The organism is Halobellus litoreus (genome assembly GCF_024464595.1).
Lineage (GTDB): Archaea > Halobacteriota > Halobacteria > Halobacteriales > Haloferacaceae > Haloquadratum > Haloquadratum litoreum.
In genome coordinates this window covers 800,778-820,439 of the sequence record NZ_JANHAW010000001.1, presented here as the reverse complement: position 1 = coordinate 820,439, position 19,662 = coordinate 800,778, and the positions used below count along the sequence as shown (strand labels likewise).

Below are 19,662 nucleotides of genomic sequence, written 5' to 3'. Positions count from 1 at the left end.
CGATGAGACCCGTTTTCGCGCGATTATCTTGCTCGCGATGGGTATCATCCGTTCGCGCTGTTCGCCATTTTAATAACCATAAGGCATAATTGAGAATAATATAGTACCGCAATTCATATTAACGCCGACGTGGATTGTTCCGGTAACGAATGACCGACGACCGCATCCTGACGACGCACATCGGAAGCCTGCCGCGAACGCCGGAACTGCTCGAACTTCTGAAACGCCGCCAAGACGGGGAATCTGTCGACGAGGAGGTCTGGCACGAGACCGTCGTGGACGCCACCGAGGCCGTCATCCAGAAACAGGCGGACGTGGGCCTCGACATCGTGAACAACGGCGAGCAGCCGCGCGTCTCGTTCAACTGGTACGTCGCCAACAGGCTCTCCGGAATCGGTGACACGCGTGAGGCCCCCCTGTGGGACGACCTCGCCGATTACCCCGAATACGCCGAGGACGCCTTCCACGCCGAGGGGATCGATCTCACCAAGCAGCCGTCCGTCACCGGTCCCGTCGAGTACGCGGGCGAAGACGCCGCGCGCGAGGAGATCGACACGTTCTACGAGTTGCTCGACGCCGGCGACTTCGACTTCGAGGGAACGTTCATCACCGCGGCCTCGCCCGGCGTCGCCGCCGCGACGCTCGTCAACGACTACTACGACTCCCACGAGGAGTTCCTCTCGGTCGTCGGCGACGCGCTCAAACGGGAGTACGAACTCATCGCCGAGACGGGCGCGACGCTCCAGCTCGACGCCCCGGACCTGCTGACGACCGGCCACCGCGGGTTCGGCGACCGGCCCATCGAGAAGCTCAAGCCCGTCGTCCGGATGCACGTCGAGGCGCTGAACGAGGCGACGAAGGACATCCCCGACGAGCAGATCCGCGTGCACACCTGCTGGGGGAGCTACGAGGGACCGCACCACCGCGACAAGCCGCTGGAGGCAGTGCTGCCGATCCTCTACGACCTCGACATCGGCGGTCTCTCGATCGAGGAGGCGAACCCCCGGCACCAGCACGAGTACCGCGTCTTCCGCGAGCACCCCCTGCCCGACGACTGGACGCTCATCCCGGGCGTCGTCGACGTGAAGACGAACGTCGTCGAACACCCCGAGGTCGTCGCCGACCGACTCGAACGCGTCGCCGACGCCGTCGGCGACCCCACGCGGATCGTCGCCGCCCCCGACTGCGGGTTCGACACCCAGGCCGGGCTGGCGATGGTCCACCCCGAGATCGCCTGGGCGAAACTGGAGGCCCTCGTCGAGGGGACCGAGGTCGCCACCGAGCGACTCTTCTGACGTCGGGAACGGCGCTCGCCGATTCGCACACGGCCGTCGCTCACTCGCGGGAATCCGTCTGCTGGTAGATCACGTGGCCGCAGGCCTTGCAGTGAGACGCATCGGATTCGTGATACTCCAGGCCGCACTCCGGGCACGTGACGTTCACTTTGTCCCGGGACGTCCACTCCTTGAGGATCTTACTCGCCTGCCGGGGGATCAGGACGATGGCCGCCAGAATCGATCCCACGGTGATCCACCGCCCCGCCGACGTCGTCGGCGTGATGTCGCCGAACCCGACGGTCGAGAGCGAGACGACGGTGTAGTAGAAGGAGTCGCCGAACGTCGCAACGTCCGGGTTCGTTCCGCTCTCGGCGCTGTAAAACAGGCCCGCGGAGGTGAAAAGAAGCACCAGAATCGTCAGCAGGAGCTTCATCGCACGGAGCGTGTTGTCGGAGACGGTCCCGAAGAAGAACTCCGCGTCGGCGGTGAAGCGATAGAACCGAAGCACGCGAATGACCCGGATCACCCGCAGAAACCCGACGTTCAACACGCTGACCGAGGCCGGCAGCAACACCACCGAGAGCGTCGGCAAAATCGAGAGGAGATCCACCATCGTGTACCCGTTGAAGAACTCCGTGACTCGGTCGCGCGCGCCGTACAACCGGAGGAGATATTCCACGGCGAAGACGAGCGCGATGCCGATTTCGAGCTGCCAGAGCGTCGACCGAAACTCGGCGGCGATCGGATAGGTTTCGACCACGAAGATCCCGACGAAGACCAAATTCAGTCCCAACAGGGCGAGGTCGATTCCCTTCCCAAGCGGCGTCTGGTGATCCAGGAGATAGAACTGAATCAGATCGCGGGCCGTCCGGTCCTCCGACGCGGAGAGACTGCGTCCCATCAGCGATCCCTACACGGCCGACCGTAATGAGTCTCGGTGACGGGCGGCCGTTCCTGCCCCATCGAGCGGTGGGGCAACGGGGCTATTCTGACTCCCGCGTCGACGACACGTCGAGCGGCACGACGCGAAACACGTACCCTTCGTAGGCGCCGTCGAGATTCGTCGGGCTCTCTTCGGCGGTGTGCGTTCGGCAGAGAGCGGCCGTCGCCTCGACCGCCCCCTGTCCCGTTTCCTCCTGGTACCGTTCGAGCACGAGGAACTCCGCGGGTTCCTCGCAGTTTCGACGGTGGCACGCGGGCGGAAATGTCACCGCGTCGTCGTCGACCATTTCCGTTATCCGTTCCTCGTCGACGGGAGGTTCAGCCTCGTCGGCGCGAGTCAGCGCCTCTTTCACCGCACGCCGCAGTTGTCGCCGCTCCTCGTCGGCTGCTTGCTTCTCCCGTCCCTCTTTCGTGTCGGCCATGTCTGTCATTACCGTATCGGGCCCTATAAATCCAGAGCGCGCGGACCAGACGGGGTCAGCACCGACTACCAGCCGCCCGAATCGACGCCGAACGTAGGTAGCTCCGGCGTATACGAGCCGTCGAGCCGTTGTCGAACGTCTTCTCGGTCCCACCCCAGCGGCGAGAGAACGCTCTCGGCCGCCCGCACGAGCCGCGTCTCGTAGTACGAGGCGTCGTACGAGTCGGGCTCCTCGTGGGCGAGCGCGACCCGATCGCGCGAGCGCTTCTCGTCGTCGACGACGACGTACTCGATCGACTGGCCGGGATGGACGCCCAGACCGTCGTCGCTGGCGCGTTCGAGCGCCGCGACGTTTTTCGTGTACTGCGTGTAGGCGTCTCGCGGCTTGGACACGCGGTTCCGTTCGACGAGCCGTCCGGGGTCGACTCCCCCGGCGCGGAGCTCTCGGATCGCCTCCCGAAGCGTGCACAGCACGTCGTCGGGGTCTCGCGAGTCGTCGAACCGTTCGAGGAGGGCGCGCTGCGTCGCTTCCACGAAGGAGGCCGTCGAGCGCTGTCGGGCTTCGATGCCGCGGATTTTGAACTCGGCTTCGCCGGCGCGCTTGCCGAAGTACTTCGTCAGCGCGCCGGTGTCGCTCCCCCGCTGCGGCACGAACGCGACCCAGTCGTACTCGGCTTCGTATTCGAGTCGGACGTCGACCGCCTCGGAGATCTCGGCCGCCAGCGCGTCGAGGCCCCGCCTCTCGGCGCCGTCGACGTCGGGGTCCGGCGTCACCCAGATCGAGTCGACGATGCCGTGCACGACGCGCCACCCGCCCGCTTCGAGGCGGTCCTTCGCCGTCAGCAGGATCTCGCGGGCGAAGGCGTTGATCGCCTCGTGGCATTCGATTCGCCCGAACTTCGCGTTGCTGAACCCCTGATAGCCGAAACAGGCCACGAGGATCCACTTGAGCGCGGCCGATCGTCCCGCCAGCGCCTCCAGCCGGTCGGAATCCGGATCCGATCGGCGTCGCTCGCGGCGAATTTCGGCCTTGATCCCGTCGCGGGCGTCGACGATCGGCTGGAGGACGTCGACGAGATACCCCCGCTCGTCACAGATGGCGTACCCCAGTTCGGGCACGTCTTCGCGGTCGCCGTGACACGAACAGCGGATGGTGTCGGGGGAGACGTTTCGACTGCAGATGATGTTCGGGTAGAGGCTCGAAAAGTCGAGTTCGTGGACGTCGTCGTGAACCCCGACCTCCGGCGCGAAGACGAACCCGCCGCGGTCCGCGTCGTGGAGCGTGCCCATCGGCTTGAAGAACTCGTGTCGCCAGGAGTTCCACGGCACCAATACGCCGCGGCTGTGTGCCTCGCAGATCTGAATGGCCGTGAGCACGTTTCCGATCGAAGCCCACGCGAGTTCCTGTATCGGCTTCTTCGACCGTGAGACCAGGTCGAGGATCCCGTCGAGGTTCGTCTCGCCGTAGAAGAACGTGTTCGACTCGTCGACGATCGCGCGCCCGGGGACGTTGTACCGCGCGGGCGAGTGGCCGACGCGGCCGTAACTGGCGTAGGTGGAACGACCGGCGAGCCGCTGGTAGTCGACGTCGGGCCGCCGGCTCAGCGTGAAGTCGTCGAGGCCGGCGTCGGCGGCCATCTCGGAGAGCGTCGGGACGATCTCGCTCGTCGAGCAGACGAGCACGTCGGGATTGCGGGCGTCGAGTGCCGCCCGGACCGCGGCGAGGACGTCCGTCGACGACCCCGAAACGACCTCGCCGTCGACGGTCAGTTCTGTGTACGCACCCTCGGCCGTTTCGGTCACCGGGACACCGAGTCGGAGCGTCGACAGCGCCGTCGCCGGGGTCGGATCGAGGTCGTTCTCCAGGCAGTAGCGAAACTCGCGCGAGAAGTCGACGTTGAAACAGGCGAGGTCGCCGACCGGCGGCGCCGAGAGCTGGCGTACCTGACGGGCGAGGGGCGCGACTCGGTCGACGTGGGCGACGTCGACGGCGAGGACCGCCTCGTCGTCGCGGCGGAAGCCGGGCCGTCGGGAGCGGATCCCGGTCGCGACGACGTCCGGGTGACGCTCGTACTGCGTGCGGACCGCTTCGAGGTCGACGTCGGCGTCGGGTGCGCGCGAGCCGACGTAGAACCGCGGCGTGTAGTCCTCGCGGGCGGTCGCGACGGCACCGTCGGCCGTCACCTCCCATTCGAGGACGCGGCCGTCGTCGAGGAAGTCGATCGTGAACGGCATTCCACAGGTACCCTCCGTATCCGCGGCGACGGTGGGCTGACTGATAACCGGTGGCGTGTCGGTTCCGGATTTCCGGAAACGAGCCCGTTCCCGACACCGTCCGGCGGGTCTGCGCTTTCAGAGCCGGTTTCCGGGCCGCGAGGCCTGCGAGCCGCCCTCCCGAGACCGACCGGACGATCGCTAGTCGCTCACGACGGGATCGAGCGACTTCATCGAGAAATCGGACTTCGAACAGTATCGCTCCGCGAGGTCCGCCAACGCGCGCGTTCGACGGACGTCGGCGACGTTGTGTAAGAGCAGTCGTTCGAAGTCACCGGTCTCCCACGCCTCGACCGCCTCCGCGCTGTCGTCGAACGGATCGAGAGCGCTCAGTTCGTCGCCGACGAGTTCGTCGTAGACGCCGACGAGCGTGTTCCCGCGCGTATTGAAGCGCGCCTCGAAGACGGCCATCACGTCGACGTACGGGAGATCCGCGAACGGCCAGTCGACTTCGTGATGGCTGAGTCGCGTCCGGAGAAACGGCAGGTCGAACCCCCCGTTCCACGTCTCGCCGTTGAAAGCGACGAGTTTGACGTCGCGCTTCGACATCGTCGAATCGGCGAACGCCGCGACCGCTTCGAGCAGTTCGCGCTCGGTTTCGTGCGTGGAGATCGTCACCGGCGAACTCGTGACGCCGTCGAAGTGCGGTTCGAGTTCGGGCGGGGACGCCGTCCCGCCGGTGTTGAGAAACACGCGCGATCCGACTGCCGAGTCGAAGCCGGCGACGGTCAGCCGATCGTCGGCTCCGAACCCGGTCGTTTCGATGTCGAACGCGATCGTATCGAGGACGGTCATCGCGGTCCGTCCTCCGCTGCATCGTCCCGCGAGCGTCGGCGGTCGCCCGTTGCGTCGAGGGCGGCTTCGAGTTCGTCGAGGCGCTCTTCGTGTGCATCGAGCCGCGCCTCCTGCTCGAGATCGATGCCGAGAAGCGCCGGCAGCAGCGGGTTCCGGTGGTTCAACAGCCCGGCCGCGTCGGCGTGTTCGCGAGCGTAGGCGAACAGCCGATCGAACCGCGATCTGTCGCGCCGGCGGAGCGCCCGCCGGAAGTCCGTCCAGCGATCCTCGATGGCCCGCAACGCGTCCCGATAGGTCGGGTTGGTCCGCCCCATCCTACTGCCCCCCAGCGTCCCCGGAACCGCCCCGCGCGTCGAGCAGCGGGTCCGCCACGAGCGTGGCGGTCTCGCCGGTCGCCGTCACGCCGGTTCCGACGGGTGTCGCGGCGGCGTCCCATTCGGGGGCCGCAGACGGCTCCAGCCCCACCTGCTCGGCGCGGATTCCGAGGACCTGCCGCCAGTAGGCGAACGTCGTCTGGTACGTGTCCTCGGCGACGGGGTACACCAGCGTCTCGAACTCCTCGCCGACGAAGCGTGGGCCGAGGCGGGTCCGTTCGCACTGCAGGCGTCGCTCGGCGGCGGTCTCGATGGGACCGGTGAACGCGTCGGTCGCGGTGCGCGTCACGAGCACCGGCACGTCGTAAGCGTCGGCGCAGGCACGTAGCCGGGCGATCGCGCGGGTCTGCAGCGTCCGAGCGTGCGGTTTCGAAAGCGTGTCGGCCGCGCGGTACTGCGCGTCGAACGCGGGGGCGACGACGAGCGACGGCGTCCGTGGCGATGCGGCCGCGCGCGCGCCGGAACGGTCCGGCCCCGACGCTGCGGCCCGGATCTGCCGGTTGACCTCCTCCGAGAGGTCGCAGACGGCGCTGTAGTGCTGGTAGGGCGTGAAGCCGCGGGCGACGTGGACCCGATCGAGGAGGCGCTGGCTCGGCGCGAGACGGGCGAGTCGCGTCGTCGTCGCGTGGCCGTCGGCGTCGACCCAGAATGCGGGACCCTCGTTCAGCAGCAAGTGATCCAAGACGAGGGCCTGGAGCACGGAGACGCCGCGGCCCTCCGCGACATCCAGGAGGGTGATCCCGTCGTCGAGAGATGGGAGTAGCCCACCTTCGGACGCTGATTCGTCTCGATCGACGAGGTCGCGGTTCCGCTCGGCAGCGCGGGTCGGGTGCCCCGCCGACTGCGCGGTATCGGTCGACCTCGGTTCCGTCTCGTGGCGCATACCCGCATCGATGCACCGGGATCCGATAAGCCGCGGCGTGTGGTTTCCGGGGTTCCGGAGTGGGACGTAGCGGGACCCCGTTCGCCGATCCGTCCGGTGCTTTGCCTCGAGTCCGGAGCGTTTCCGCGAACGTTTCCAAGAACGGTATCGACCGCGACCTTCCGTCTCCGGTCGGCCGAGCCACATACACGGCTCCGTTGAAATCCGTCGGAACTGGTAGAAACCGCCCGCGTCACACCGGGGATGTCGTCCTCGAATCGGGGAGAACGCATAGACTCTCGTACGCCGAACGAGAACGGTATATACGTGGTAACAATGACCAAACCGAACGCAGTCCTACGAGGGGCGGTGGATCCCCCTCGCCGTGACGGACAGGTCCTCCCGATCACCCGATGGGTCGCGCGCTTCATCATCCCGTTTCTGGCCGCGGCGTTTCTGGTCCTCTACGGGTTGCCCGGTCAGACCACGACGTACTTCGCGTGGACGATCAGGCCCGAAATGACGCCGATACTTATGGGCGCAGGCTACGGGGCCGGGGTGTATTTCTTCCATCGCGTTTCCACCGTCGACGAGTGGCACACGGTCGCGCCGGTCTTCCTCGGAATCGCTACCTTCACCTGGTTGATGGCTATCGCCACCGTCCTCCACTGGGGAAACTTCAACCACGGTCACTTCACGTTCGACCTCTGGGTCTTCCTCTACGCAGTCACCCCCGTCCTCATCCCGGCAATTTGGGCGCTCAACCGACGGACGGCCACTGGAGGACTGACGGGCAGTGAGCCCCGCGTTCCGCGAACCGTGCGGGTGCTCGGCGGCGGTCTCGGCGTGCTCCTCGCAGTCAGCGCTATCGGTCTGTTTCTCGCCCCGCAACCGATGATCGATTCGTGGCCGTGGACCGTCTCCCCCTTCACGGCGCGGATTCTGGCGGGGTGGTTCGCGCTCTTCGGTGTCGTCAACGGCGCGGTCGTCCTCGATCCGCGCTGGAGCGCCGCACGAATACTGGTCCAAAGTCAGATACTCGGCTTCACACTTGTTCTGATCGGTGCCGTCCGTTTCTGGGCCAACTTCGACCCGTCGAACGTTCTGACGTGGGGCGTCGTCGGCGGGATGGCGGTGTATCTGATCGCTATCCTCCTGCTGTACATCCGGATGGAAACTCGCAGATAGAACCGCAGCGATAGGATCCACGTCCGCTGAGAACGACCCGTCTTTTGAGCGAGCGAAAGTGTGCTGACCCGAATCGTTCGCTTCCGACGCACCCGAGATCGAACCGACCGAAGGTAGCGACGCGGTGCTTCCGCCTCACATCTCCCTCACTGGGAGGGACGTGTCGCTCCAAAAGCGGTCTGCAAGGCGGTCTCGGCGCTACTTGCGCCGCGTTCGCCGACTCTCGTCTCGATCGGACCCGCTTCCCCTGCGACTCCTGATCCGTGTCCGGTCGCGCTCGTCTCGGTCCCGCCGGCGGTCGTCCGTTCGGTGATCCCGTCGCCGTGGTGACGGTTCGTCCCGGCGGTCCCGGCTCCTTCGATCGTCTCGGCTCCTTCGATCGTCCCGACGTTCGCGATCCCCCCGATCGCGCCGTCGGTCGCGACTACCGAACACCAAGGAACCAACGCCTTTCCCGAGTTTTTTTGCTGCCCGAAACGGGTTAGGTAGTATCACAGCGTATCACCCGTCCCGTTCGCCGTTTCGCTGCTCTCTATCATAGTGCCTCCTCGCGGTGCGTACGGTGACGAGGTAGTTAATTATTATTGATGATAATATCTGGTAATATTTCTGCCACCACAGTTGTTTCGTGGCGATCGATATCCAGTGGACTTCACTCCGTCTCGCACTGCTTGCTGGGAAAATAGCGCGGCGACACCGCTGCAGTGGCTCCGGAGCGCGACCCCATCTCTCAGTCGAGGTCACCGTCGACGGCGGCGTACTCCCGATCGCGACTCGTCCCCTCGGCCTCCAGGAGGTTGTACTGCTCCATCTTCGAGAGGTACGTTCGAACGGTGCGTTTCGTTCGCGGGTCCTCGACGACGTCCACGTAGCGGTCGTAGATCTCGGTCGGGGCCAGCGGGCCGTGCTCGCCTAGGATCTCGTAGACCGCTCGTTGGTGCGGCGTGAGCGATTCGAGGCTCTTCTGGCGGATTCGGGCGCGGCTGTCCTCGGCAGCGTCGAAGAGCATTTCGTCGGTGATCTGATCCCGATTCTCTCGGTCGGCGTGACTCGCGGCTGTACGGAGGATGCCGATCGCCAGCCTGGCGTCGCCGGCGGCCGCGTCGGCGATCCGAAACAGTTGATCGTCGGTGATCACGTCCGGTTCGAGGCCCCACCTGACCCGAGCCTTCAGGATGTCGAAGAGCTGCTCGTCGTGGTAGTTGTCCATCCGGACGCGTTCGCTGGCGCGGAGACGGCTCACGAGGCGGTCGTCGACGCGGCTGAACAGTTCCGCTTCCTCGTTGGCGATGCAGACCACGGCGAACTGCGGAAGGCTGTGCAGGTCGTAGATGAGACCGGGATCTTCGAGCTGGTCGGCCTCGTCGAGGATCACGACCGTCCGGGAATCGTCGAACCGCTGGAGCCGATCGACGAGTTCGTCGTGGGGCGTCGACTGCCGGTGGATGTCGATCGTCCGCCCGAGGTCGTCGAGGATCTGATACAGCGTCCGAAACCGGGTGTAGTTCCGCCAGCAGTTCACGTAGGTCGCTTCGACGTCCAGCGCCTCCTCGCGAAGGCGCTCGATGACGAACTTCGCGATGCAGGTCTTGCCCGCGCCGCTCGGTCCGGTGACGACGGCGGTGTCGGCCGGCTCGCCGTTCGTGATCGGTTCGAGGACGCTGGAGAGGTGATTCACTTCGGCGTCGCGATGCTCGACCTCGCGAGGGACGAAGCCGGCGCGGAGCACTCGAGCATCGCGGATCATCGCTTCGGGACGGTGGTTTCGGGTGCGTTCACTAAAGGATGACTGCGACGTTTCCGGAAATCGACGCCTCGAGGAGTCGGGAGTCGTCTCCGTCCAGCGGTTTCTTCGTTGAAGCGGGCCGTCTCCGGAAACTTCCGGAAACGCGGCGCGGCCGATAGCCGTCAGCGCTCGGCGATCTGCGCAGCGAGATCTCGGGCCCGTGCCACGTACTCGTCCGCGTCCGGATGTCCGGTCTCGTCGATCTCCGCGAGCAGGTCGCTGACGATTTCGGCCCGTTTGGCGACGACTGCGGGATCGTCGATGTCGCGGACGTCCGCGGCGACCGCCTGGGCCTCACCCAACAGGCGACTCGCGGTCCGCTCGACGGGGAGTTCGGCCGTCGCCGCGAGGCACTCGTACAGTTCTGTCTGCGGATCACTGGTCATACGTCGTAGGCGTGGGTTTCGAGCGTCTCCAGTTCCACCGAATCCAACACCGCCTCGTTCGTCGCTTCGAGGACGACGGGCGGGACGGTCGTTTCGGGGAGGCGTTCGGTCCGTGTTGCGTCGAGCGCCTCGACCCACCGTCCGAGACAGAGACACCAGCGATCGCCCGGCGTCAGTCCGGGAAACTGGAACTCCGGACGCGGCGTCACGAGGTCGTTGCCCCGCGCCTCGCTGAACGTCAGAAACTCCTCGGTCATCACCGCACAGAGTTCGTGTCGCCCCCGATCGTCGGGATGCGTTCCACAGCACCCGTCTCGCTCGAAGCCGGTCGTCGGGTCGGCGCTACAGGTGGCGAGTTCCCCGCCGAGCACGTTCCGTTCGGACATACCTGGTGCACGTCCCGTGTGAATAAAATCCCCCGTGTGCGATCGCCTCGTACGGACCGCAACCGAGCACCGCGATCGAGGTGCACCACGTACGTGGCGGCGCCGCGCGGCTACGGCGTGGTCACTCCGTCACTCGGACGACTTGCTTCCCGATGTTGTCGCCGGAGAAGAGCCCGAGAAACGCGTCCGGCGCGTTCTCCAGCCCTTCGACGACCGTTTCACGGTGATCGATCTCGCCGCTCGCGACCCACGTTGCGAGCCGTTCGCTCGCCTCTCCGAACCGGGTCGCGTAATCCGCGACGAGGAGGCCCTGGACTTTCGCGCGCGGAGCGATGAGCAGCGGCAGCTTTCGAGGCCCCGTCGGGACGCTTTCGTCGTTGTAGTGAGCGATTTGGCCGCAGACGGCCACGCGAGCGTCGAGATTCAATTTCGTGAAGACTGCGTCCGTGATCGGGCCGCCGACGTTGTCGAAGTAGACGTCGACGCCCTCCGGTGCGACGTCGTCGAGCGCAGCCCCGTAGTCGTCGGTCGCGTTGTAATTGACCGCAGCGTCGAATCCGAGATCCGTCGTGAGCCAGCGCGTCTTCTCGTCGGACCCGGCGAATCCGACGACGCGACAGCCGTTTAGCTTCGCAATCTGTCCGACGACCGACCCGACCGCGCCCGCCGCCCCGGAAACGACGACGGTGTCGCCGGGGTTGGGGTCGCCGACGTCGAGCAATCCGAAGTACGCCGTTCGCCCCGGCATCCCGAGAACGCCGAGATAGGCCGGCAGATCGGCGACTTCGGGATCGACAGGGGCGACGTCGTCCGCCTGGAGGACACTGTAGTCGGCCCACGTCCCCTGCCCAGTGACGTAGTCGCCGGCGTCGTACCGCTCGCTGTTGCTCTCGACGACTTCGCCGACGACGCCGCCCTTCAGTACGTCCCCGACGTCCCACGGCTCCGCGTACGACTCGCTGTCTCGCATTCGTCCGCGCATATACGGGTCGACAGAGAGATACGCCACCCGGACGAGAAGTTCACCGTCGTCGGGTTCCGGCACGTCCTCGGTTCTCAGATCGAAGCTGTCCGCGTCCGGTTCACCTGCTGGCCGCTCGACGAAGTACCAGCGACGGTTTGTATCTTCCACGCACCGTCTCGGCTCGTGGCGGCAATGAGGCTTCGGGTACCAGGGGGCGTCTCTTTCACCTTCGCCTCGCAGGTGGGTGATCTCGGCACTTCGCTCGAAGCGTTTCAGGAGGTATCCAATTACACGAGTGGCCTGCGGCCACCGAGGGCGTCGACGATTGGTGTGCTCTCGGGGCCCCACTCCATCGAGGCGGAGAGCCGCTTCGACGGGGTGAGTTCGTCGTCGAGCCGACACATCTGTGCGTGTCGGCGGGTTCGAGGCGAGAGGTCCCGCCCGACGGGAATCGGTGGAGCCAGGTACCCGAGCGGTCAGCGCTCCTCGTCGTCCTCGTCTGACAAGCGACGGATCGACTTCATCCACCGCTGTTTGGCCGCTTGCCCGGGATCCGCACTCGGGTCGTACGTGATGTCGTACGGGAGGTCCCGCTTCGTAGCCGCGTTGAGGTGCTCGCGAAGTTTGCCGCTCCGCCAGTACCACAGGTCGGCGACCGCCACGACGACCAAAGCCGTCAGGAGGACGGCCACGAGAACGCTGGTACGGGTATCGAGCGGCCACACCACGAAGTAAGCCGCGAGTGGAACTATCGCCAACGAGGACGCATAAAAGAGGTAGACGACTGACTTGCCAGATATCTCGATGGATCGTCCCATCTTCGATCAGACGGTACAGTGACGGACGCATAACGGTCTTCTGCCTGAGACAGACACGCAACGTCACGCGACGGACGACGAAGCACCGCTCAGGTCCCGCGGTGATCGTTCACAGGAGCGTCGCCGAACCGCCGACGAGCGGGGCGAGCACGAGCAGGTAAACCGCCGCCTCGACGCTCCAGGCGCGCCGGATCGCGGACAGTCGCTGGCGGGACAGCCCCCGAGAGCGCGGGAGGACGACCAGCGCGAAGAATCCGACCATCAGCGGGTAGCAGGCGACGGCGGCAGCGACGACCGCGACGGCACCCGCGCCGAGAGGGACGGACGCCGTGAGGTACAGCCAGACGAACAGCGGGCCGGTGAGCGTCCCGGCGACGTAGTGGACGACCGCCGCCAGTCGCTCCGGCGCCCGGTCGGGCCGCGTGTCGGTCAACACTCCGCTGGCGATTTTCGGGGGCGTCTCGCCCTCGTCGATGCGTGCCATCACGACGTCCATCACGAGCGTCGCGACGATGCCAGCGCCGATCCCGATCAGAAACAGCGACGGGACGGCCAACGGAGCGGACACCTGCAAGAGCTGCATACCGACGTGTGTGATCGTATCGACCTATCAGTTCTGGCCGCGTGCGGTGATGTCGGACTGCGGGCGGGCCGCGGACGGGGTTCTTCTCCGCTGAACGGCCGGCGAGCGGGTCGGCGGTGCCGCCGCGCCGACCTTGCCGTTCGAGCCCGCAAACGGGATGTCGATTTCGAGACCGTCGGAAGTCGACTTGGGCCTTTTCGCCCGGACCGGGACTGTCGAATTGATCCGGTCTACGAGTCCGTTTCGCACTCCTTCGGAAGGTCCCGTCGCTTCGAGAAGTAGTACAGAATCACGACGAAGCCAGCTGTGGGGACGACGACGCCGAGCCAGTACAGTTCGGGATCTTTCAGGTTGAGTCGTTTCGCGTCGAAATACATCACGACACCGAGCGGAAGCTGGACGAGCAGGGCGCCGACCAACAGCAGCACCACCGGCTCGGTCATCGACTGTGTGTACACGCCTCCGGCGGATTACGCTTCCGTCGGACGCCGACCGCGTGCTCGTGGCCTCCCCACTGCGAGGTGAGACACCGAGGGTATCAACCCCCGACCGACTCAGTTCGCCTGCCTGTCCGCGTGGGACTGTGGCCGTCGCGTCCCCGATTCGAGCCTTCCTCGGAATCGAACTTTCCCCCGCGGAACTGGTCGCTCGCTTCCCCGCTGGCCGGGAGACTGATGCAAATTACTATCCCCATACCGGTGCTACTCGGGCACCGGATGGTCGAACGTGCTTCAGCGCGCTTGCGACGCCGGCAGGCCCTCTCGATGATCGCGACGGCTGGGACTGCAGCCCTCGCCGGGTGTTCGACGCTGTGGGATCAAACGGGTGCAACGGACGTCATCGTCCACAACGCTGCCAGTGAGGCGAAAACGGTCGAGGTCAGCATCACGCCGAGTGACGCCGACGAGCCCCACACGGCACGGACGCTCGAACTGGCCCCACACGAGCAGATCGATCCGGTGAACGACTCGAAACTCCCGACGAATACCGACTATACGGTTGCGGTGGCGATCGAGAACGGACCGAGTGAAACGTTCGAGTGGACGGATCCGACAGTCGAGCGTGCTCCGCTCTGGATCGTTGTGGACGACTCACAAAACATCAAATTCCTCCTGCAGTCGGGCTGACGGAAGGAGACGTCCCGCTGCCGCTGGCTCCCGATGTCGGAACACAGTTCTCTTTCACCCGGGTTGAAGTGGTTCTTCGCCATCGACTCGGCTATATGAACACCACCCAGAACGGGATGCTCGGGATTCAGGTCACGCTCGTCGGCGTGCTCCTCGGAACGCTGTTTGGCGGCGTGTCTCCGTTCGATCTCGTCGCATTCGTGCTCGGTATTCTCGGGACGACCCTCGTTCTGATCGCCGTAGTCGATATCTGAGGCGGCTGAGACCGAGAAAGCGAGGGGTGCCACGATGGGTCGGGGCCGTCTGAACGGCTTTGACCCCCTCACGGCCGTCTGGAACAGTATAAGTCGGGGGCGGACGCAGTACGCTACTTCTGCAGTCTCTTCGCTCGGGATTTCGGCAATACCACGCTCTCTCGACGAGACTCGTGAGAGCCTATGACAGCAGACTGAGACGGCACCGGGACCGATTCAGTCCGCTGCAAACGACGATCGAAGCATATCACACCGCTCGTCTCAGTTACGTCTCGCTCTCGGCTTCGAGTTCCAATCGCTGCTTCAGATTCTCCAAGGCGGCGCGGAGCTCTCGTTCGTTGTACTTGACGGCGAACGGTTTGACCACCTTACTCATAACGCGGCCGGGGATGTCGTATTCGGCGCTGTACGTCACCTCGGTACCGCCGTTTACATCCGCAAACCGGAGTTCCAGCTCACCGTCGATGCCGCTGCGCATATCGAAGACCATCCGCCTGTTCGGTTCGTGAACCGTCTGTTCGAGTTCCGTCTTCAAGCCGACCCCCGCCATCGTGTACGTGCAGTCCAACCGCTTGCCGCCGTTGTCGAGCCCTTCGACGTTCCGGACGTTCGTCACGCTCGGGGTGACTTCGGCGTGGTTGTACGGGTCGTCGAGGTATTCGAAGACGGGTTCGACTGGGGAATCGATCCAGATCGACTCGCTGACCGAAACCATCGCCTGTGACTACGCGTTTCGGCCATTTTATTCTCACCCCCAAACATCATCGGACGGTTCCGCAGCCGCGCTCCGTAGAGTCACAACGGAACGAGGCGGAAACGCACTCCTCACCAGTCCTCGCCGAATCTCGTCCGCATTCGAATCGGGAGTATCAACACAGTAATCCTGCGTATCGGGCTGTTCACACGCGTACCGAATTGGGTTGTTCCAGAGCGAGTACGACAGTCGAACCGACGCCTGATTCAGCGTCGAACGATGACGCCCCGTGATACTGGGCACAGACCCACTTGACCAACCAGAGGCCGATCCCGCTCCCGTGCGCCAACGGCGTTTCCTGTCCGCGCTCCAACGCGTCGAGTTCGTCCTCGGGAATTCCGGGGCCGTTATCCCGGATTTCGATGTGCACCTCCTCGCTCTCGTCAACGACGATGGTTATTTCCAGCGTCTCCAAGGCTTCATCGTAATGTTCTACGGAATTCTCCAACACCTCGGTACACGCATATTTCAGAGAGGGACCTGCCATAGCCATACATCGCTCGGGAATGTCCGTCTCGATCGAAATAGACGGATACTCCTCCGTGATCTGGTCGATAGCACTGTTCACGAGTGGGACCACGTCCACCGGTTCGGGGACCGTCTCGTCCAACTGGATCCCTTCCAGAGTTCGCACTTTCTCGCTCATTACGAGCAAATCAGCCGCCGTTTCTTGGGCCGTACGCAACCGTTCCGTGGCCTCTGTATCCGTAATCGACTCGTCCGCCAGTTCGAGGTTACCGGAGATGATGTTCAGGTCGTTCCGGATATTGTGTCTCAGAATCCGCTGTAACACCTGACTTTCCTGCGACTTGGTCTCCATCTTGTTTCGCGTTTCCACCAGTTGCCGCTCGCGGTACCGCAAGAGCACGTACACGAGACTCCCAGAGAGAAGAACGAATACACCACCCTTGACTGATTGAATGAGAGTCGAGGCTGGATCAGGGTTGGCGACGATGGCGACGAGCTGATCCGAGACCAGTATCCAAACCACGCCAAAGAGCAAATAGATAGCCACGATCCGACGGGCCGGCAGTCGCGGAATCCGACTCTGGTCGTCCATCAAACGATCTCTGATCTATGTCTCTGAAGAACTGACATAAAATATTTTGTCAGTGAGTAGTGCATATCGGGGCGGTAGCCGACTCGCATATCCAATGCGCACGCAAGTCCTCGCGATCGTGACCTCGTATAATAAATACCGTGACAAGAGTTCGATGGCCCCGTCTCCGTGTGGCGGGAATATACACCACCGTACACGCTCTGTGTGACAGGCCGTTCGCGTCGCCGGCTGCGGATTTCGATAGAGACTGTGCTTTCGAAGGCCGAAATGGCGAACGTCTCGCTGTAGAAGTACTGAACGCGCTTCTCGGGCCGAGCAGAGACACAGAGTACGACTACTGCAAAAGCCCACAGTGCTCGACGTGCGTCCGATTCGATGGAACGCTCGCGTTCGACGTCTCTGGGCCGGGACGGATGGTCACCCGAGAGGCCGAGGAACATCCGCGTATCGGAAGACGAGAGACACGTCGATACTGCAGTGCACCGAGAACCTCGGGAATCGGAGTCGATCAGTCTTGTTCGGACGGCGCGGGGTCAGACTGGACCGGAGTATCGTCTTTCCCCCGCCAGGTCAGCCGACTCGGTGGCTCGACTGCCGACCAACTCTCGCTCCACGTAAACCGGTTGCTTCGAACCACCGTTTGGGCCGTGGGCTGCCGGGGCAGCCCTCGTCTACGACGCGCCCAGCGCGCCGTACGGCCAGCGAGACGATAAATCCGTCTCGCGCTGGCCAAAACCTGGGGCAAAAGCATACGAGCCTCCCGCTGGCCGGCTCTTGGCCTCGCCATCGGCGAGCGAATCGGCGTTTTGGCGAGCGGTAGCGAGCAAAGGCTCGGGGGACGACCGAAGGGAGTCACCCGGCGGCCGTCTGGGTCCTTCGGACCACCCGGTCGCCGAACGTTGGATCCGTAGATTGTTCGATAGAAACCCTCTACTGCGTGGTCCCTGTTGGGTGTGTGAACCCGTCTATGATACTCTCCAAAATTCCAATTTATTTATATCATTTCGAGTCTATTCCGCCGTAAACTCCAGATAAGTTGACAAGAGTTTCCCCACTATTATTAGAACCTTTGTCGGAAATTGCCTATGGAATCTACGTTGGGTACTGGAGAACCAACGTCACTCGCGGTCGAGATCGTACAGAAAGTCGCACAGGTGGAAGGCGAAGACGCGATTGACTTGCCACCCCTCAGTGAGGCAGTCGACATCGACGCAGTTGAGCGATTAGCACAGACGGAAGGCGCGCGTATCGAGTTTCGGTATTTAACGTACGAGGTCGTGGTGGAAGCGGGGACCGTAACCGTCAACGAGCGGTAGGCCCTCCAGCGAATCCGCCGGAGTGAGCGATTCGCGGTAGGGCCTCGGCTGAAGCGCGAGCAGACGACGTCGGACCTCGATGACAGCCGCAGGCACGGATCGACAGGAGTAGCCGACGTACGTCGCGATGAGTCGGGTTTCGTGAACGTCTCCGACGTGGGTGGGGACACAATAATTTACGCATCAAAATCATACGTGCCCCTATGGCTACCGACGCCACCGGAAGTGGTGAGTGCACCGAAAGATGGGACCAGTTGTACGAAGCGCTGGCGGCCCAACCACGTCGGACGATCATCTTTTCGCTACTGAAGGCACCCGAAGACGAGTGGCTCTCGTTGCCCGATGCCGCGGACTCACCGATGCAACCGATGGATTCCCAGGATCCGTGCATTCACTTGCGACATCATCACCTCCCCAAGCTCGCTGATTCGGGATACATCCGCTGGGAGAGTGATCCGTTCCGTGTCCGGCGTGGCCCACATTTCGAGGAACCCGGATTCGTCGTGAGCGAAATGATCGAGTCGGACCGGGAATATCCGGAACGCTTGCGGAACGAATGTGTCGTCATTGGGAGCGTGGAGGGATGACGCGAACTGATCTCCTCACCGAAGTCGTCAAAGCAGTGGCCGCTGCGGAGGGGGTAGCGCCGGGACAAATCGAGCCGCTGCACGACTACATCGACCCCGACGTGTTGAACAAATTGGACGGAATGAAGAACGAACACGAGTGGCGGTTTACGTTTCAGTACGGGGACCACCAGATCACGATCGGTCACGACTCGCGGGTGCTCGTCGATGGGGAATTTTATCGCTCTGAGCGATCAGTGTAGCACCGAGTCGTGTCGATACCCCAGCCGCCGGTTCGACTATTCTGGAGCGAGGGGTCTCATAGAAAGCTTCGCACGGCCGAATAGGACGTGCGCACGACGGACGAGGCCTCGATCGATTCATTCCTGACGCCGAGCACCACGCTATCAGAACGAGCGCCTGATGTACTCGTTGAGCGCGTCGGTCTCGTCGGTATCGAACGTCCAAAACCCCTCCCATTCGTTGGGGCTCCGCTCCCGAGCGAGCATCCCGACACTCTCTCCGTCGTTCGTGCGGTGAACGACGAACCAACTCTGACGCAGTTCGTCATTTCGGAGTCCGTGAATGGTTACGGGGAAGTCCTCCGGTGGGTCCCGATCGGGAGCGCCATATGCGTGGACATCGAGGTCGGGCAGTCCCCCGAGGCGCTCATATACCCTCCGGGTGCCCTTCTCGTCGTACAGACGCGATAGACGCTGAAAGGACGCGCGAATGACGCCGGTTTCGTGATGCCACGCCTGCTTTTCAATGTAGCGTGCCATCAACGTCAGGACCAGCTTCTCCGTATTCGAGTCCGGATAGCCGGCAAGCTCGAATATCGTCTCGGACAACTCCTTCAGTATCTCAGGGACGGTAACATCCTCAAGCGGATTGAGTCCCGTCCGGTACAGATCGGTGTTGACCATCAGCAACGCCTCTCGGATCCTCCTCATAGGCGTCGACGCGATGACTGTCCCGTCGTCCACCAGCACGAACATATCCTCGACCTCGCTGCTCTGCCGGGCTTTCGAGACCTCAACCGACATACTCCCGAACAGTTGCTTGGTCATTCTTTCGATCGGGTCCGGTTGCGTCGAATTGATCACCTGCCCCGACAACTCCGACGAGGAATGCCTCTGAATGAAAGACTCAAGTGACGAGGCATCGCCGTCATTCATACGATTACCGTAGGCCTACAAACAGTTAAACTGATTCCAGGTTTCGAGTTCACTACCTTTGCTTTGCGGGCGAGTCGGTGCTGGAGACGTACGGCGAATTAGAGACCGTACGAACCGCGTATGGGTCGGGGCGGATTCCGAACCTCGGTCGGACGTGCTCACTCACTTCGTTCGCTGCGCGCGACCTCCCTGGCTCGAATCCGCGTGTCCACTTCGACGAACGGACTCCTCACTGCCGTTCGTCGTTTCGGTTCGTCAGAAATGGGTCGGGGCGGATTCGAACCGCCGGCCTGCTCCGTGTGAAGGAGCCGTCATAACCGGACTAGACCACCGACCCGCGCACCGATGATT

General features: G+C 63.7%; 24 protein-coding genes and 1 tRNA gene. 7 read left to right on the top strand and 18 right to left on the bottom strand.

All coding sequences use genetic code 11. The annotated features are described in order from the left end of the window. Positions 1-149 precede the first annotated feature (149 nt). Positions 150-1,295, top strand: coding sequence for a cobalamin-independent methionine synthase II family protein (locus NO360_RS04215; RefSeq protein ID WP_256306237.1), 1,146 nt, complete (start codon positions 150-152; stop codon positions 1,293-1,295). Between the two features lie 40 nt (positions 1,296-1,335). Here NO360_RS04215 and NO360_RS04210 read toward each other — a convergent pair whose 3' ends face one another. From NO360_RS04210 to NO360_RS04185, 6 genes are all read right to left on the bottom strand, one after another. Continuing rightward, positions 1,336-2,178, bottom strand: a complete 843-nt coding sequence (locus NO360_RS04210) for an ion transporter (protein ID WP_256306235.1) — start codon at positions 2,176-2,178, stop codon at positions 1,336-1,338. An 82-nt stretch (positions 2,179-2,260) separates the two neighbouring features. Next, positions 2,261-2,641 (bottom strand): hypothetical protein, encoded by a 381-nt coding sequence (locus NO360_RS04205; protein ID WP_256306233.1) that lies wholly within the window; start codon positions 2,639-2,641, stop codon positions 2,261-2,263. 65 nt (positions 2,642-2,706) lie between these two features. Beyond that, positions 2,707-4,875, bottom strand: a complete 2,169-nt coding sequence (locus NO360_RS04200) for a type B DNA-directed DNA polymerase (protein WP_256306232.1) — start codon at positions 4,873-4,875, stop codon at positions 2,707-2,709. A 180-nt stretch (positions 4,876-5,055) separates the two neighbouring features. Continuing rightward, the gene (locus NO360_RS04195) at positions 5,056-5,709 is read right to left on the bottom strand and encodes a ribonuclease H-like domain-containing protein (RefSeq protein ID WP_256306231.1); all 654 of its coding nucleotides are present in this window, start codon (positions 5,707-5,709) and stop codon (positions 5,056-5,058) included. Continuing rightward, a complete protein-coding gene (locus NO360_RS04190) occupies positions 5,706-6,023 on the bottom strand; it encodes a DUF8156 family protein (RefSeq protein ID WP_256306230.1) in 318 nt (105 codons plus the stop codon). The genes NO360_RS04195 and NO360_RS04190 overlap by 4 nt, the downstream gene beginning before the upstream one ends. Before the next feature lies 1 nt (position 6,024). After that, positions 6,025-6,966 (bottom strand): hypothetical protein, encoded by a 942-nt coding sequence (locus tag NO360_RS04185; RefSeq protein ID WP_256306229.1) that lies wholly within the window; start codon positions 6,964-6,966, stop codon positions 6,025-6,027. A 348-nt stretch (positions 6,967-7,314) separates the two neighbouring features. On the opposite strand from NO360_RS04185, the gene NO360_RS04180 reads away from it, so the two are divergent. Continuing rightward, entirely contained in the window at positions 7,315-8,133 is an 819-nt protein-coding gene (locus NO360_RS04180; protein WP_256306228.1) for a hypothetical protein, read from the top strand. Positions 8,134-8,279: 146 nt separating this feature from the next. On the opposite strand, the gene NO360_RS04175 is transcribed toward NO360_RS04180, so the two are convergent. The 8 genes from NO360_RS04175 to NO360_RS04140 all read right to left on the bottom strand — a co-directional run bounded on the left by NO360_RS04175 (position 8,280) and on the right by NO360_RS04140 (position 13,499). Beyond that, entirely contained in the window at positions 8,280-8,579 is a 300-nt protein-coding gene (locus NO360_RS04175) for a hypothetical protein (protein ID WP_256306226.1), read from the bottom strand. 284 nt (positions 8,580-8,863) lie between these two features. Next, entirely contained in the window at positions 8,864-9,880 is a 1,017-nt protein-coding gene (locus NO360_RS04170; RefSeq protein ID WP_256306224.1) for a Cdc6/Cdc18 family protein, read from the bottom strand. 161 nt (positions 9,881-10,041) lie between these two features. Then, the gene (locus tag NO360_RS04165; protein ID WP_256306223.1) at positions 10,042-10,305 is read right to left on the bottom strand and encodes a DUF8152 family protein; all 264 of its coding nucleotides are present in this window, start codon (positions 10,303-10,305) and stop codon (positions 10,042-10,044) included. Next, positions 10,302-10,691 (bottom strand): DUF2237 family protein, encoded by a 390-nt coding sequence (locus NO360_RS04160; protein ID WP_256306222.1) that lies wholly within the window; start codon positions 10,689-10,691, stop codon positions 10,302-10,304. The genes NO360_RS04165 and NO360_RS04160 overlap by 4 nt, the downstream gene beginning before the upstream one ends. A 121-nt stretch (positions 10,692-10,812) precedes the next feature. Beyond that, on the bottom strand, positions 10,813-11,823 hold the full coding sequence (locus NO360_RS04155; RefSeq protein ID WP_256306221.1) for an NADP-dependent oxidoreductase: 1,011 nt from the start codon (positions 11,821-11,823) through the stop codon (positions 10,813-10,815). A gap of 308 nt (positions 11,824-12,131) precedes the next feature. Then, on the bottom strand, positions 12,132-12,473 hold the full coding sequence (locus NO360_RS04150) for a DUF8000 family membrane protein (RefSeq protein ID WP_256306220.1): 342 nt from the start codon (positions 12,471-12,473) through the stop codon (positions 12,132-12,134). Between the two features lie 109 nt (positions 12,474-12,582). Further along, positions 12,583-13,056, bottom strand: coding sequence for a hypothetical protein (locus tag NO360_RS04145; RefSeq protein WP_256306219.1), 474 nt, complete (start codon positions 13,054-13,056; stop codon positions 12,583-12,585). A gap of 230 nt (positions 13,057-13,286) precedes the next feature. Beyond that, positions 13,287-13,499 (bottom strand): hypothetical protein, encoded by a 213-nt coding sequence (locus NO360_RS04140; RefSeq protein WP_256306217.1) that lies wholly within the window; start codon positions 13,497-13,499, stop codon positions 13,287-13,289. Positions 13,500-13,772: 273 nt separating this feature from the next. Between NO360_RS04140 and NO360_RS04135 the strand changes: the two genes are divergently transcribed. Both NO360_RS04135 and NO360_RS04130 read left to right on the top strand, forming a co-directional pair. Beyond that, on the top strand, positions 13,773-14,183 hold the full coding sequence (locus NO360_RS04135; RefSeq protein WP_256306216.1) for an Ig-like domain-containing protein: 411 nt from the start codon (positions 13,773-13,775) through the stop codon (positions 14,181-14,183). Positions 14,184-14,278: 95 nt separating this feature from the next. Further along, positions 14,279-14,437: a hypothetical protein gene (locus tag NO360_RS04130; protein WP_256306214.1), complete on the top strand. Its 159-nt coding sequence runs from the start codon at positions 14,279-14,281 to the stop codon at positions 14,435-14,437. A gap of 265 nt (positions 14,438-14,702) precedes the next feature. On the opposite strand, the gene NO360_RS04125 is transcribed toward NO360_RS04130, so the two are convergent. Together NO360_RS04125 and NO360_RS04120 are read right to left on the bottom strand one after the other, a co-directional pair. Beyond that, positions 14,703-15,152: an SRPBCC family protein gene (locus NO360_RS04125; protein ID WP_256306212.1), complete on the bottom strand. Its 450-nt coding sequence runs from the start codon at positions 15,150-15,152 to the stop codon at positions 14,703-14,705. 184 nt (positions 15,153-15,336) lie between these two features. Then, entirely contained in the window at positions 15,337-16,251 is a 915-nt protein-coding gene (locus NO360_RS04120) for a sensor histidine kinase (protein WP_256306210.1), read from the bottom strand. A gap of 1,085 nt (positions 16,252-17,336) precedes the next feature. Between NO360_RS04120 and NO360_RS04115 the strand changes: the two genes are divergently transcribed. The 3 genes from NO360_RS04115 to NO360_RS04105 all read left to right on the top strand — a co-directional run bounded on the left by NO360_RS04115 (position 17,337) and on the right by NO360_RS04105 (position 18,396). Next, positions 17,337-17,567, top strand: a complete 231-nt coding sequence (locus NO360_RS04115) for a HalOD1 output domain-containing protein (protein ID WP_256306209.1) — start codon at positions 17,337-17,339, stop codon at positions 17,565-17,567. 203 nt (positions 17,568-17,770) lie between these two features. Then, the gene (locus tag NO360_RS04110) at positions 17,771-18,154 is read left to right on the top strand and encodes a hypothetical protein (RefSeq protein WP_256306208.1); all 384 of its coding nucleotides are present in this window, start codon (positions 17,771-17,773) and stop codon (positions 18,152-18,154) included. Then, positions 18,151-18,396 carry a HalOD1 output domain-containing protein gene (locus NO360_RS04105; RefSeq protein WP_256306207.1) on the top strand — a complete coding sequence of 82 codons (246 nt, stop codon included), beginning with the start codon at positions 18,151-18,153 and terminating at the stop codon, positions 18,394-18,396. The genes NO360_RS04110 and NO360_RS04105 overlap by 4 nt, the downstream gene beginning before the upstream one ends. A gap of 144 nt (positions 18,397-18,540) precedes the next feature. On the opposite strand, the gene NO360_RS04100 is transcribed toward NO360_RS04105, so the two are convergent. Continuing rightward, the gene (locus NO360_RS04100) at positions 18,541-19,311 is read right to left on the bottom strand and encodes a DICT sensory domain-containing protein (RefSeq protein ID WP_256306205.1); all 771 of its coding nucleotides are present in this window, start codon (positions 19,309-19,311) and stop codon (positions 18,541-18,543) included. A 262-nt stretch (positions 19,312-19,573) separates the two neighbouring features. Further along, positions 19,574-19,648 (bottom strand) — tRNA-Val (locus tag NO360_RS04095). Positions 19,649-19,662 lie beyond the last annotated feature (14 nt).

Bases quoted from the DNA above. Each gene is read 5' to 3' on its own strand.
- NO360_RS04215 (WP_256306237.1), top strand. From the start codon at position 150: ATGACCGACGACCGCATCCTGACGACGCACATCGGAAGCCTGCCGCGA.
- NO360_RS04210 (WP_256306235.1), bottom strand. From the start codon at position 2,178: ATGGGACGCAGTCTCTCCGCGTCGGAGGACCGGACGGCCCGCGATCTG.
- NO360_RS04205 (WP_256306233.1), bottom strand. From the start codon at position 2,641: ATGGCCGACACGAAAGAGGGACGGGAGAAGCAAGCAGCCGACGAGGAG.
- NO360_RS04200 (WP_256306232.1), bottom strand. From the start codon at position 4,875: ATGCCGTTCACGATCGACTTCCTCGACGACGGCCGCGTCCTCGAATGG.
- NO360_RS04195 (WP_256306231.1), bottom strand. From the start codon at position 5,709: ATGACCGTCCTCGATACGATCGCGTTCGACATCGAAACGACCGGGTTC.
- NO360_RS04190 (WP_256306230.1), bottom strand. From the start codon at position 6,023: ATGGGGCGGACCAACCCGACCTATCGGGACGCGTTGCGGGCCATCGAG.
- NO360_RS04185 (WP_256306229.1), bottom strand. From the start codon at position 6,966: ATGCGCCACGAGACGGAACCGAGGTCGACCGATACCGCGCAGTCGGCG.
- NO360_RS04170 (WP_256306224.1), bottom strand. From the start codon at position 9,880: ATGATCCGCGATGCTCGAGTGCTCCGCGCCGGCTTCGTCCCTCGCGAG.
- NO360_RS04165 (WP_256306223.1), bottom strand. From the start codon at position 10,305: ATGACCAGTGATCCGCAGACAGAACTGTACGAGTGCCTCGCGGCGACG.
- NO360_RS04160 (WP_256306222.1), bottom strand. From the start codon at position 10,691: ATGTCCGAACGGAACGTGCTCGGCGGGGAACTCGCCACCTGTAGCGCC.
- NO360_RS04150 (WP_256306220.1), bottom strand. From the start codon at position 12,473: ATGGGACGATCCATCGAGATATCTGGCAAGTCAGTCGTCTACCTCTTT.
- NO360_RS04145 (WP_256306219.1), bottom strand. From the start codon at position 13,056: ATGCAGCTCTTGCAGGTGTCCGCTCCGTTGGCCGTCCCGTCGCTGTTT.
- NO360_RS04140 (WP_256306217.1), bottom strand. From the start codon at position 13,499: ATGACCGAGCCGGTGGTGCTGCTGTTGGTCGGCGCCCTGCTCGTCCAG.
- NO360_RS04135 (WP_256306216.1), top strand. From the start codon at position 13,773: ATGGTCGAACGTGCTTCAGCGCGCTTGCGACGCCGGCAGGCCCTCTCG.
- NO360_RS04130 (WP_256306214.1), top strand. From the start codon at position 14,279: ATGAACACCACCCAGAACGGGATGCTCGGGATTCAGGTCACGCTCGTC.
- NO360_RS04125 (WP_256306212.1), bottom strand. From the start codon at position 15,152: ATGGTTTCGGTCAGCGAGTCGATCTGGATCGATTCCCCAGTCGAACCC.
- NO360_RS04120 (WP_256306210.1), bottom strand. From the start codon at position 16,251: ATGGACGACCAGAGTCGGATTCCGCGACTGCCGGCCCGTCGGATCGTG.
- NO360_RS04115 (WP_256306209.1), top strand. From the start codon at position 17,337: ATGGAATCTACGTTGGGTACTGGAGAACCAACGTCACTCGCGGTCGAG.
- NO360_RS04110 (WP_256306208.1), top strand. From the start codon at position 17,771: ATGGCTACCGACGCCACCGGAAGTGGTGAGTGCACCGAAAGATGGGAC.
- NO360_RS04105 (WP_256306207.1), top strand. From the start codon at position 18,151: ATGACGCGAACTGATCTCCTCACCGAAGTCGTCAAAGCAGTGGCCGCT.
- NO360_RS04100 (WP_256306205.1), bottom strand. From the start codon at position 19,311: ATGAATGACGGCGATGCCTCGTCACTTGAGTCTTTCATTCAGAGGCAT.